The 11,665-nt window shown below is 63.2% G+C and carries 11 protein-coding genes; 5 read left to right on the top strand and 6 right to left on the bottom strand.

Annotation, left to right across the window (positions count from 1 at the left end; genetic code table 11):
- Window positions 1–3 precede the first annotated feature (3 nt).
- The 6 genes from ytfQ to IVA79_RS24000 form a co-directional block, all read right to left on the bottom strand.
- On the bottom strand, window positions 4–969 hold the full coding sequence (gene ytfQ, locus IVA79_RS23975) for a galactofuranose ABC transporter, galactofuranose-binding protein YtfQ (protein ID WP_247557458.1): 966 nt from the start codon (window positions 967–969) through the stop codon (window positions 4–6).
- A gap of 577 nt (window positions 970–1,546) precedes the next feature.
- Window positions 1,547–2,719 carry a fumarylacetoacetate hydrolase family protein gene (locus IVA79_RS23980; protein ID WP_247557461.1) on the bottom strand — a complete coding sequence of 391 codons (1,173 nt, stop codon included), beginning with the start codon at window positions 2,717–2,719 and terminating at the stop codon, window positions 1,547–1,549.
- Window positions 2,720–2,852: 133 nt separating this feature from the next.
- On the bottom strand, window positions 2,853–3,830 hold the full coding sequence (locus IVA79_RS23985) for a HEAT repeat domain-containing protein (RefSeq protein ID WP_247557464.1): 978 nt from the start codon (window positions 3,828–3,830) through the stop codon (window positions 2,853–2,855).
- Window positions 3,831–3,832: 2 nt separating this feature from the next.
- Complete coding sequence (locus IVA79_RS23990; protein ID WP_212092390.1) at window positions 3,833–4,066, bottom strand: ferredoxin family protein; 234 nt, start codon at window positions 4,064–4,066, stop codon at window positions 3,833–3,835.
- Window positions 4,067–4,093: 27 nt separating this feature from the next.
- On the bottom strand, window positions 4,094–5,836 hold the full coding sequence (locus tag IVA79_RS23995) for a fumarate reductase/succinate dehydrogenase flavoprotein subunit (RefSeq protein WP_247557467.1): 1,743 nt from the start codon (window positions 5,834–5,836) through the stop codon (window positions 4,094–4,096).
- A gap of 104 nt (window positions 5,837–5,940) precedes the next feature.
- Window positions 5,941–6,714: a ferredoxin--NADP reductase gene (locus IVA79_RS24000; RefSeq protein ID WP_247557470.1), complete on the bottom strand. Its 774-nt coding sequence runs from the start codon at window positions 6,712–6,714 to the stop codon at window positions 5,941–5,943.
- Window positions 6,715–6,908: 194 nt separating this feature from the next.
- Here IVA79_RS24000 and IVA79_RS24005 point away from each other — a divergent pair, with 194 nt between their 5' ends.
- The 5 genes from IVA79_RS24005 to IVA79_RS24025 all read left to right on the top strand — a co-directional run bounded on the left by IVA79_RS24005 (window position 6,909) and on the right by IVA79_RS24025 (window position 11,550).
- Window positions 6,909–7,214 carry a gamma-butyrobetaine hydroxylase-like domain-containing protein gene (locus tag IVA79_RS24005; RefSeq protein ID WP_247557473.1) on the top strand — a complete coding sequence of 102 codons (306 nt, stop codon included), beginning with the start codon at window positions 6,909–6,911 and terminating at the stop codon, window positions 7,212–7,214.
- A 179-nt stretch (window positions 7,215–7,393) separates the two neighbouring features.
- The gene (locus tag IVA79_RS24010) at window positions 7,394–8,170 is read left to right on the top strand and encodes a Crp/Fnr family transcriptional regulator (protein WP_247557476.1); all 777 of its coding nucleotides are present in this window, start codon (window positions 7,394–7,396) and stop codon (window positions 8,168–8,170) included.
- Window positions 8,171–8,351: 181 nt separating this feature from the next.
- Window positions 8,352–9,773 carry an ABC transporter substrate-binding protein gene (locus IVA79_RS24015; protein ID WP_247557479.1) on the top strand — a complete coding sequence of 474 codons (1,422 nt, stop codon included), beginning with the start codon at window positions 8,352–8,354 and terminating at the stop codon, window positions 9,771–9,773.
- Complete coding sequence (locus IVA79_RS24020) at window positions 9,770–10,681, top strand: ABC transporter permease (protein ID WP_247557482.1); 912 nt, start codon at window positions 9,770–9,772, stop codon at window positions 10,679–10,681. The genes IVA79_RS24015 and IVA79_RS24020 overlap by 4 nt, the downstream gene beginning before the upstream one ends.
- A complete protein-coding gene (locus tag IVA79_RS24025; protein ID WP_247557485.1) occupies window positions 10,678–11,550 on the top strand; it encodes an ABC transporter ATP-binding protein in 873 nt (290 codons plus the stop codon). The genes IVA79_RS24020 and IVA79_RS24025 overlap by 4 nt, the downstream gene beginning before the upstream one ends.
- The last annotated feature ends 115 nt before the right edge of the window (window positions 11,551–11,665 follow it).

Consider the following 11,665-nt stretch of genomic DNA (forward strand, 5'->3'; position numbering starts at 1 on the left):
GCCTCAGTACCCGAGGCCCTTCTTGCTGTCGTAGATCTTCTGCGGATCGTCAGCGGCCGTATAGAGCTTGGACTCGGTCTGGATCCACTTCGGCGGAACCGTGCCCTTCTCCTTGAAGGCCGCGACGACATCGAGCGCCGGGCCCGCCATGTTCGGCGTCAGCTCGACGGTCGCATTGGCTTCGCCGGCGGCCATCGCCTTGAAGATATCAGGAACCGCGTCGATCGAGACGGTGAGGACATCCTTGCCTGGCTTGAGACCGGCCTCCTTCATCGCCTGGATCGCACCGACCATCATGTCGTCGTTATGCGCGTAGACCGCGCAGATCGACTTGCCGCCGCCTTCGGCCTTGATGAAGCTTTCCATCACCTCCTTGCCTTTGGCGCGGGTGAAGTCGCCGGTCTGGCTGCGCACCACCTTCAGGTTCGCATGCTTGGCAATCGCGGTGTCGAACCCCTTCTTGCGGTTCGTGGCGACGCTGGCGCCGACCGTGCCTTGCAGCTCGACGATGTTGCAGGGCTTGCTGCCGACGGTCTTGGCGAGCCAGTCGCCGGCGACCGCGCCTTCATGCACGCTGTCGGAGGTGACGGCGGTGAGATAGAGCTCCTTGCCGGAGGGATCGATGTCGCGGTCGAGCAGCACGACCGGGATCTTGGCCTCCTTGGCCTCCTTCAGCACCGAGTCCCAGCCGGTCGAGACGACGGGCGCGAGGAAGATCGCATCGACGTTCTGCGCGATGAAGGAACGGATCGCCTTGATCTGGTTCTCCTGCTTCTGCTGCGCGTCGGCGATCTTGAGGTTGACCTGGCGCTTGCTGGCCTCCTGCTTGGAGACCGAGGTTTCGGCCGCGCGCCAGCCGGATTCCGATCCGATCTGCGAAAAACCGATGGTGAGCTGGCCGGCGTTGGCGGGCAGCGCGAGCAGCAACGCGGCCGTGGCACTGGCCGCAAAGAGGGCTTTGAGGGTCATCAGGCGTGTCTCCCAAGAAATCATCTGGTGTTATCTCGGGCGCCGGTTGGTAATATGGCACCCGCAGGCCGACCCTTTGAGGCGGCGGGAGGCACTATTTCACGGAAGATGGGTTCCGACTAGTCATATTATTTGACTATTTAGGGGAAAAACGCACGTGGCGTTGGCAGGCGGCTCTATGACACGCTCAGAGCGAATTTGTTCCGGGAATGCAACGGGGAGATGAAGGGAATTTCATGCCCGCCCGAGCAAAGGTGCGCCCCCCTCGCCCCGTTCTTACCGGGTCGCGACGAGCTTCGCTCGCGCTGAGAGGGTTGGGATGAGGGGCCTCTCCGCAATCACGGTGAAGGACAGGCTCGCAACTTCCCCTCCGCGTCATTGCGAGCGCAGCGAAGCACCCCAGAATCTTTCCGCGGCGGCACTCTGGATTGCTTCGCTGCGCTCGCAATGACGGTGCGGATGGAGTCCTGCGTTCGTTGAACAGATCGAGTCGCGGAAAATCCCCCTCACCCGGAATTCGCGCGTTGCGCCAATTCCGGCCTCTCCCCGCAAGCGGGGAGAGGCGAAGCACAGTGCGCTAGATCACCTTCCGTTGCGCCAGGTTCTTCATGAGCGCACCGATGCCGAAGGTCCAGGGCTCGCACTCGTCGCTGGTGCGCATGCGGTTGACGAGCTTGCCGAGCTCTGGCGCTGCGATCGTGACGATGTCGTCGCGCTTGTGGGTGAACCCTTGCCCCGGCGCGTCGCGATCCTTAACCGGCGCGAACATGGTGCCGAGGAACAGCACGAAGCCGTCGGGGTATTGATGGATCTTGCCGATGGTCTGCGCGACGAGGTCGGTCGGATCGCGGCTGATCTTGCTGATCGAGGAATGGCCGTCGAGGACGAAACCGTCCGTGCCCGTTACGTTCAGACTGATGTCGAGCTTGCGCGCGTCGTCGAGCGTAAAGCTGTCGTCGAACAGGCGCAGCAGCGGGCCGATCGCGCAGGAGGCGTTGTTGTCCTTGGCCTTCGACAGCAGCAGCGCCGAACGTCCTTCGAAGTCGCGCAAATTCACGTCATTGCCGAGCGCGCCACCGACGATCTTGCTGCGGCTGGAGACGAACAGCACCAGCTCGGGCTCGGGATTATTCCAGGTCGATTTCGGATGCAGCCCGGCATCCATGCCGGTGCCGACCGACGACAAGGTCGGCGCCTTGGTGAAGACCTCGGCATCAGGACCGATGCCGACTTCGAGATACTGGCTCCAGGCGTTCTGGTCGATCAGCACCTGCTTCAGGTGCATGGCCTGGTCCGAACCCGGCTTGAGCTTCGACAGATCGTCGCCGATCAGCCGCGTCACTTCTTTCCGGATCGCCTCAGCCGAGGCCGGATTGCCCTTTGCCCGCTCTTCGATCACGCGCTCCAGCATGGAGATGGCGAAGGTGACACCCGCGGCCTTCAGCGTCTGCAGATCGACCGGCGCCAGCAGCCACGGCTTTTTCGGGTCGCGCCCATCGGGCGCCGTGTTGGCGACGATCGCCTCGAGATCGCCGATGCGCTCGCCCCTGGTCGCGGCAAGCGCCTTGGCCGGATTGTCCTCTTCGCAGAGCGCGCTGATGGTCGGAAATTTTGCGGTGACGTCAAACACGCCGTCGCCGCGCACGGCGACCACGGCGGGACCATTCACCTGCGGCAGCCAGACGCGGCCGGCCAGCGTTCCCCTTGTGCCATCCTCGGGGAGAAGGTCTTTCACCGTCAATGTCGTCATGGCCGCGTCCTCGCTGCTTTTAAGGACCGGCCGCGTCCACTCGGCAGCCGATCCCATTGGCGAAGACCAATAAACGTCTGGCTCCGGATGTCCAGAGCGGCGGCGAAGGGCCGCTATGCCCCAGCCCGCGCCTTTATGCGCCTGCGCGTGCTTTGCGCGCCGCAATCTGCTGCAGCGCCCAGCGCGCATTCTTGCGCACGTCGGGATCGCCGTCATCGGCGATGACGGCCAGGAACGCCTCGCCATCGGGATGCGCGATCTCGCCGAGCGCCGCGGCCGCCTCTTTCCGCAAATTCGCCTGGTCGTGGTTGATGCAATTGCCGATCGGCCGCACCGCGCGCTCGATCTTCATCCGGCCGAGGCTGCGGATTGCCTTCAGCCGCACCTGCCAGAACTCGTCGGCAAGGCAGGCGACGAGCTGTTCGGCGGCGAGCGAGCCGTTCACGTTGAGGCCCAAGGTTTCCGCGGCCATCTCGCGGACCATCCAGTCCGAATCCTTCAACGCACGCGTGATCGTCTCTGCGGCCGGCTTCATCTGCGAGAACGCCAGAGCGCTCACCGCGGCGCGGCGCACATGGGCATCGGGATCGTTGATCAGCGCGGTCAGCGCGGGGATGGATTCCTCCAGCTTGAGGAATCCGATCACGCCGATGGCCTGCACGCGCACGGCGGGGTCTGCATCCTGCAGCGCTTCCAGCGCCGGCTTCAGCGTGTCCTTGCGGCGTAGTTCCTTCAGCGCACGCAGCGCGCCCATGCGTACGAAGGCGTGGGCGTGCTTCACCAGCGGCAGGATCACGTCAGCGCAGGCGGGATCCTTGAACTCGGCCATGCTGTCGGCCGCGGCCGACGCGACGATCCTTTCCGGATCGACCAGCAGCATCACCAGCGCACTTGCCGCCTCCGGTCCATCGAACTCCCCAAGCGCCATTGCGACCTGCTGGCGCACGCCGGCATCGGGATCTGCGACCATGTTGGCGAGATGCGCAACGGCTGCGGGATCACCGGAATGGCCGAGCGCGATGATGGCGACGCGACGTTCCGCGGGATCGGCGGCTTGAAGCCGCTCGTCGGCGTCTTCGAGATCGTCGTAGGATTCGAACGGGCTCGACATGATCACCTCAAGAGATAGGGAATGTTGACGGTGACAGCTCCGGTCGGGCAATCCGCTTCGCAGGGCATGCAGTACCAGCATTCGTCGTAGGCCATGTAGGCCTTGTTGGTCATGTCGCTGATGCGGAGCACGTCGAGCGGGCAGACGTCGACGCACACCGTGCACCCCTTGTCCGCGATGCATTTGGCGTCATCGACGACCACCGGAACCGATGTCTGAAAGGAAGCGAGGGGCATCGTTGTCTCCTGTTGTTTCGCGATGGGTCAGGCGGTGGCGCGGATGCGCTGCTTGTCGTAGAGGTCCTTCTCGTCGTCCGCGATCGGCACGACGTAGGGTTCGACGGCGCGCTTCTCGCTGGTCATCTTGCCATCCCGCTTGCTCAGTAGCGTGTGGCAGAACCAGTTCTCGTTGTCCTTCTCCGGAAAATCCGTGCGCCAGTGATAGAGGCCCCAGCGGCTCTCCTCGCGGTAGAGCGAGGCGTGCGCGGCCATGTCGGCACAGTCCATGATCGACTGCACTTCGAGCGCGCGGAGCAGCTCATGCGCGTTGCGCGCGATCATGCGCTCCTGCATGTCTTCCCTCGCTTCCGCCAGCCGGCGCATGCCGAGCTCGTATTTGCGCGTGACCTTTGGCGGCTGGAGATAGTCGTTGACGAGGCGCCGGGTCTTGTACTCGATCTGGTTCGGCGGAATGCCATCCTCGCGCTTCGTCGGCGCCATCACACGGTCACGCTCCACCGCGACGTCGGCGACGTCGAATTCCGCAAAGTCATGGCTGTCGGCGAATTCCATGGCGTCGATGCCGGCGACCGATCCGTTGGTGAAGGCGCCGAGCATGTAATTGTGCGGCACGCTCGCCATGTCGCCGGCGGCGTAGAGTCCGGGCACGGTGGTGCGCGCATTGTCGTCGACGAACACGCCGGAAGCACTGTGGCCGGAGCAGAAGCCGATCTCGGAAATGTGCATCTCGATCGACTCGCTGCGGTAGTCGACGCCCCGTCCCTGCTGGAACAGCCCGCGCGTGGGACGCTCGACCTTGTGCAGTGTGGACTCGATCTCGGAAATCGTGTCGGGATGCAGGTGCTTGAGCTGGAGGAACACCGGGCCCTTGCCGGAGAGGAGCTCGTTGTAAAATTCCAGCATCATCTGACCCGACCAATAGTCGCATTCGATGAAGCGCGATCCCTCGTTGTTCGCCGTGTAGGCGCCGAAGGGACCGGCGACATAGGCGCAGGCCGGGCCGTTATAGTCCTTGATCAGCGGGTTGATCTGGAAGCATTCGAGGTTCGCGAGCGCGGCGCCGGCGTGATAGGCCATGGCGTAGCCGTCGCCGGAATTGGCGGCGTTCTCGTAGGTGCCGAACATGTAGCCGGAGGTCGGAAGACCGAGGCGGCCAGCGGCGCCCATGCACAGGATCACGGCCTTGGCCTTGATCACCAGCATCTCGGCGGTGCGGGTGTTGACGCTCACCGCGCCGGCAATGCGACCGTCGGCCGACTTGAGCAGCCGCGTCGCCATATAGCGGTTGGAGATCAGGATGCGCGCGCGGCGGAGCTGGCGGTACAGCGCCTTCTTCACGGTCTCGCCGTTCGGCATCGGCAGCACGTAGGTGCCGATGTGGTGCACCTTCTTGACCGCGTAGTCGCCGTTCTCGTTCTTCAGGAAGCGGATGCCGAAGCTATCGAGCTCTTCGATAATGCTGTAGCAGTTCTGCGCGTATTTATAGACCGCCTTCTGGTCGACGATGCCGTCGTTGGCGATGGTGATTTCCTTGGTGTACTGCTCCGGCGTCGCGTAGCCGGGGATCACGGCGTTGTTGAGCCCGTCCATGCCCATGGAGATCGCGCCGGAGCGCTTGACGTTGGCCTTTTCGAGCAGGACGACGTTGGCCTTCGGGTTCTTCAGCTTCGCCTTCAGCGCCGCCATCGGGCCCGCCGTGCCGCCGCCGATGACGAGCACATCGCAGGAAACCTCCGAAAGTCCGTCGACGATCTGATCTAGTGCCATCGCTTGCTCCTGGTTCGCCGGCATCTCCGGCGCCTTTGCATCAGATTTGTTCAGGGGGCTTGCCGGCGATAGCAATTAGTTGTCGCCGGGATGCGATTTGCGCCTCAGCGCTCGACAAAGGCCTTTTCGATCACGAAATGGCCGGGTTGGCTGTGATTGCCCTCGACGAAGCCGCGCGCGGAGAACATCGCGGGCAGTTCCTCGAGCATCGCCGGGCTGCCGCACAGCATGATGCGATCGGTCTCGATATCGAGCCCGGATAGCCCGATGTCGTCGAACATCTGGTTCGACGCGATCAGATCGGTGATGCGGCCGCGATTCCTGAAGGGCTCGCGGGTCACGGTCGGGTAGTAGACGAGCTTGTCGCGGATCAGGGGCCCGAAGAACTCGTGATCGCGCAGGCCTTCGACGACATGCTCGCCATAGGCGAGCTCGGAAACCTGGCGACAGCCATGGGCGAGCACGATCGTCTCATAATTCTCATAGACGTCAGGGTCCTTGATCAGGCTGGCGAAGGGCGCAAGGCCGGTGCCGGTCGACAGCAGCAGCAGGCGCTTTCCCGGGTTGAGGTTCCCGGTGATCAGCGTGCCCGTCGCCTTGCGGCCGACCAGGATGATGTCGCCTTCCCGGATCTTCTGCAGGCGCGAGGTCAGCGGGCCGTCCTGCACCTTGATCGAGAAGAATTCGAGTGCTTCCTCGTGGTTGGCGCTGGCCATGCTGTAGGCCCGCATCAAGGGCTTGCCTTCGACCTCGAGCCCGATCATCGCGAACTGGCCATTCTGGAAACGAAAGCCGGGATCGCGTGTGGCAGTGAAGCTGAACAGGGATTCGGTCCAGTGCCTGACCGACAGAACCGTTTCCCTCTGAAATGCGCTCATGGTCTCTCCTTCTCGATGACGCCAAGGTCGCGGCAAGAGGAGAGTCCGGCAATTCGGAAGTGAAATTCCCGGTCGATTAGTTTCACATTTTGCGACTGGTGATCGAACTGAAGGCACGCGACCATGCCCGCGCCGGCAATTAGTTGCTATTCGTGCCCGCCCGCGCCGACATAGATAGAAGCCGGAGGTTCGTCATGACCATGACCGCATTGGTGGCACCGACCGTGGCCGACTATGAAGCGAGCGCCGATCTTGCCGCACTTCTCGTCCACACCTCCCAGGACGACGCGCTGAGCGTGTCGGCCGAAACACTCCGCCTCTCCTGCAAATGCGCCCATTGCACCCGCGCCCGCTTCGACGGCCGCTTTCCGGAAGCGTTTCCGGGGATTGCGATCACCGAGATCGGCGATCTCGGCTACGGGCTGAACATCGCGTTTTCGGATGGGCACAACAGGGGGATCTACCCGAAGTCGTATTTGCTGAGCCTGGCGGGGCGCTAGGTCTCTTGCTCCGCTGTCTTTCCCCGCGAAGGCGGGGAATCCAGTACGCCGCAGCCCCTCCGTAACTCATGGCTGTCTCTGGAATACTGGATCGCCCGGTCAAACCGGGCGACGACAGCTGAGTAAATCTGGCACAGACATTGCTCCTCTTTAGAACGATTTGAACGTTCCGGAGGCAGATGATGTTGCAGGCCGCCAATGTGGTTCGCGGGGCTGTTCCCCCGGCAGTCCGACCTGTCGGCAGCTCCTCGCTGCTGCTCACGGAGAACCAGCAATGGATCGGCGGACCACCGCCGCTGATGGACAAGCTCTCGCCGCGCGAGCGGGAGCTGGTGCTGAAGCAGGGCCGCCGAAAAGTGCTCAACCGCGGCCAGACGCTGTTCAGCCAGGGCGGCCGGCATGACGGTATCTGGCTGATCGAGAGCGGCCGTATCCGGGTGTTCTACACCTCTCCGCTCGGGCGCGAGATCACGCTGGCCTATTGGCACGTCGGCAATTTCGTCGGCGGTCCCGAAGTGTTCGAAGGCACCGTGCATCAATGGTCCGGCGTCGCATCCAGCAATTGCAGCGTGGTGCACCTGCCCGGAAAGGAACTGCGGTCCCTTGCCGTCGAGATCCCGAATCTCGCGATCGGCCTGATCGAGGGTCTCACCTTCAAGGGCAAATGCTATTCGGCGCTGGCGCAGATGCTGGGAACGCGCTCGATCACGCAGCGCCTTGCGCATCTCTTGCTCCATCTCGTCGAGCTCTATGGCGTCGAGGATGCCGACGGGCGCGTGATCGCCGCAGCCTTCACCCATGCCGACATCGCCCACATGGTCGGCGCCACCCGGCAATGGGTCACGATCAGCCTGAAGCGCATGCAGGAGAAGGGAATCGTGCTGACGAAGCGGTCGCAGATCGTGGTCTGCCGCACCGACGTGCTGGAGGAGATGCGTGGACACGCATCTGACTGAATGAGTTTGCGATCAGGCCCGGTGCACAGGCAAGCGGCTTTATAGTACAGGACTGCCCAAGGAGTATGCAATCAGCTTTTCCCGGCAACTAATCGACTGCGGCGGTCATTCCGGATTTGCCCTGTCTGGGCCCTCACCCAATCATGGCAACCACAGCACATCCAACCGAATGAGGATGAGAATGGTCCGCCATCTTCCCACGCTCTCGATCGCGATGTCGGTGACGTCGCTGGCGCTTCTGGTCGCGCAGCCGGCCGCCGCGGAAACCGTGACGCTCGGCATCGGAACGCAGGACACCACCACCAACACGGTGACTGCCGGCGTCGTCATCCGCCAGTTGCATCTCCTCGAGAAATATCTGCCGACATCAGGCAAATACGCCAACATCAAATTCGAGCTGGAGTGGCAGAATTTCACGTCGGGCCCGCCCGTCACCAACGCGATGATGGCGAACAAGCTGCAGATCGGCATGATGGGCGACTACCCACTGATCGTGAACGGCTTCACGTTCGAGAGCAACCCCGAGAGCAAGAGCCGGCTGATGGGCATCGCCGCCTACAGCCTCGAAGGCTCCGGCAATGGCCTCGTCGTTCACAAGGATTCGTCCTACTACGACCTCGCCGATCTCAAAGGCAAGCTCGTCAGCGTTCCGTTCGGCTCCGCCGCGCACGGCATGGTGCTGAAGGCGATGCAGGACCGCGGCTATGCTTCCGATTTCTTCCAGCTCGTCAGCCAGAGCCCCGAGGTCGGCTCGACCAACCTGCAGGAGAAGAAGATCGACGCGCATGCCGACTTCGTCCCCTTCGCCGAGCTCCTGCCCTTCCGCGGCTTCGCGCGAAAGATCTTTGACGGCGTCGAGACGAACTTGCCGACCTTCCACGGCATCGTCGTGCGCACCGACTTCGCCGAAAAATATCCGGAAGTCGTCGTCGCCTATTTCAAGGCGGTGATCGCCGCCAACCAATGGCTGCGCGACGATCCCAAGCTCGCCGCCGAAAAGATCCAGGAATGGACCGGCATCAACAAGGAAGTGGTCTACATCTTCCTTGGCCCCAGCGGCAACATGACCACTGATCCCACGATCAAGCCCGCCCTGATCGATGCCGCCTCCGCCGACGTCAAGGTATTGCAGAACCTCGGCCGCATGAAGGAATTCGATCCGAAGAAATGGGTCGACGACAGCTACATCCGCAAGGCCTATGCCGAGATGAAGCTCGACTACGACACACAGCTTGCGCGCACCAAAAACTACGAGATTTCAGGCGAAGATTTCTTCTGCAAGAAGCCGATCGCCGATCCGCGCAAGGCCGGCGAGGTCTGGGTGGATGATGCCGGCATCATGCCCTTCTCGTCCGCCGCCTGCACCCTCGGGGCGTACGCCGACTACAAGGCCAAGGGCAAGAAGATCAACGTCGCCTATGTCTTCGATACCACCCGCGGCATCAAGCTGTTCGCCGACCAGGCCTTCTTCGCGGTCGGAAATGGCGACGTGGCGCCCTTCCTGCTCAAGAAGGATGCCGAAGCCTACGCCGCCAAAATCAGCGGCAAGGTGCTCGGCTTCGATGACGCGGTGAAGGCCGCCGTCGGCGGAGGCAAGACGTGAGCGGTCCCGCCCTCCTCAGACATTCCAAGGACAGCATGCCGGCACCAGCCGTTGCGGAGGCGGGCCCTGCGCCCGCCGTCATCCCCCCGCCCACGACGCCGTCCTCCTTCGGGACACTCGCGCTGCGCTGGTACCGGCTCAACCGAGCGGGGCTGCGCGCGACCGCGATCGGCATCACCTCGCTGCTCGCGTTCCTCCTGGTCTGGCATCTGCTCACGACCTATCGCGTCGTGTTCTTCGTGCGCTTCACCAACGTGCCCTCGCCGCTTGCGGTCTATGCCAGCTTCACCAAGGCGATTCACGATCCCAAATTCCTGATGCACATCGTGCTGAGCTGCCGGCGCATCTTCATCGGCTTCTCGCTCGCCGCCATCGTCGGCGTGCCGCTCGGCCTGATCATGGGCCGCTTCAAGCTGGTGCATGAGGTGATCTTCCCGGTCGCCGAGGTGCTGCGGCCGATTCCGGCGATCGCCTGGGTGCCGATGGCAATCATGCTGTGGCCGACCAACGAGCAGAGCATCGTCTACATCACCTTTCTCGGCTCGTTCTTCCCGGTCCTGGTCAACACGCTGCACGGCATGTCGCTGGTCGATCCGGTGCTGGTGCGCGCGGCGCAGTGTCTCGGCGCGCGGGAGCGCTCGATCTTCCGCGAGGTCTACTTCCCGGCCTCGCTGCCGCACATCTTCACCGGCCTCACCGTCGGCATGGGCGTTGCCTGGGTGTCGCTGATCGCCGCCGAGATGATCTCCGGTCAGTACGGCATCGGCTATTTCACCTGGGAAGCCTATTCGCTGGTCCAGTATGCCGACATCGCGCTCGGCATGATCGCGATCGGCGTGCTCGGCCTCGGGTCGAGCCTGCTGATCAGAGGCGCAGGACAGTTGGTGATGCCGTGGAGGTCGACATGAGCGAGGTGCTTGCCAGCCCGCCGAAGGGCCATATCGAGGTCAAGAATTTCTCCCTCGCCTACGAGACCATCGAGGGAGCGGTGCAGGCCGTCACCGACACGCAGATCCATGTGAAGCCCGGCGAGTTCGTCTCGATCGTCGGGCCCTCCGGCTGCGGAAAATCGACCCTGCTCAATGCGGTCGCTGGCTTCCTCAAGCCGACCACGGGCATCGTCACCGTCGACGGCGAGCGCGTGAACGGCCCCAGCGCCGAACGCGGCATGGTGTTCCAGCAATATTCACTGTTTCCCTGGAAGACGGTGCGGGAGAACGTCGAGTTCGGCCTGAAGATGCGCGGCATGCCGCGCTCCCAGCGCGAGCGGGCGGCACGCACATTGCTGGGGCTCGCGGGTCTCGAAGCGTTCGAGAAGCATTATCCGGAAAAGCTCTCCGGCGGCATGAAGCAGCGCGTCGGCATCGTCCGTGCGCTGGCGACGGGGCCGAAAGTGCTGCTGCTCGACGAGCCGTTCGGCGCGCTCGACGCACAGACGCGCGTCATCATGCAGCAGATCCTCACCAACATGTGGCAGCGGCTGAAGATCTCGGTGCTGTTCGTCACTCACGATATCGACGAGGCGATCTTCCTCTCCGACCGCGTCTACTGCATGACCGCGCGCCCCGGCTCGATCAAGGCGGAGATCCCGATTCCCCTTGAACGTCCGCGGCAGCAATCGATGATGATGTCCTCGGAATTCCTGGCCCTGCGCCGCGGGCTGATGTCGCTGATCCGCGAAGAGAGCCTGAAGGCGATGGGAGGAGAGATCAACGATATGGGCATGCAGGGGCTGAGCATCGAGCTGCATGGCCATTCGCTGGCTGATGTGATTTGAATCACCTGTCCCGCTGACGGTCTCGTAGGGTGGGCAAAGCGAAGCGTGCCCACCAATCCTGCGCACCGGCGGAAATCGTGGGCACGGCGCTTCGCGCCTTTGCCCACCCTACGGC

Source organism: Bradyrhizobium sp. 138, from assembly GCF_023074075.1.
Classification (GTDB): Bacteria; Pseudomonadota; Alphaproteobacteria; order Rhizobiales; family Xanthobacteraceae; genus Bradyrhizobium.

What these genes read in the sequence shown, in the direction of transcription:
- IVA79_RS23990 (WP_212092390.1), bottom strand. Translation starts at nt 4,066, where the DNA reads ATGCCCCTCGCTTCCTTTCAGACATCGGTTCCGGTGGTCGTCGATGAC.
- IVA79_RS23980 (WP_247557461.1), bottom strand. Translation starts at nt 2,719, where the DNA reads ATGACGACATTGACGGTGAAAGACCTTCTCCCCGAGGATGGCACAAGG.
- IVA79_RS24015 (WP_247557479.1), top strand. Translation starts at nt 8,352, where the DNA reads ATGGTCCGCCATCTTCCCACGCTCTCGATCGCGATGTCGGTGACGTCG.
- IVA79_RS23995 (WP_247557467.1), bottom strand. Translation starts at nt 5,836, where the DNA reads ATGGCACTAGATCAGATCGTCGACGGACTTTCGGAGGTTTCCTGCGAT.
- IVA79_RS24005 (WP_247557473.1), top strand. Translation starts at nt 6,909, where the DNA reads ATGACCATGACCGCATTGGTGGCACCGACCGTGGCCGACTATGAAGCG.
- ytfQ (WP_247557458.1), bottom strand. Translation starts at nt 969, where the DNA reads ATGACCCTCAAAGCCCTCTTTGCGGCCAGTGCCACGGCCGCGTTGCTG.
- IVA79_RS24010 (WP_247557476.1), top strand. Translation starts at nt 7,394, where the DNA reads ATGATGTTGCAGGCCGCCAATGTGGTTCGCGGGGCTGTTCCCCCGGCA.
- IVA79_RS23985 (WP_247557464.1), bottom strand. Translation starts at nt 3,830, where the DNA reads ATGTCGAGCCCGTTCGAATCCTACGACGATCTCGAAGACGCCGACGAG.
- IVA79_RS24025 (WP_247557485.1), top strand. Translation starts at nt 10,678, where the DNA reads ATGAGCGAGGTGCTTGCCAGCCCGCCGAAGGGCCATATCGAGGTCAAG.
- IVA79_RS24000 (WP_247557470.1), bottom strand. Translation starts at nt 6,714, where the DNA reads ATGAGCGCATTTCAGAGGGAAACGGTTCTGTCGGTCAGGCACTGGACC.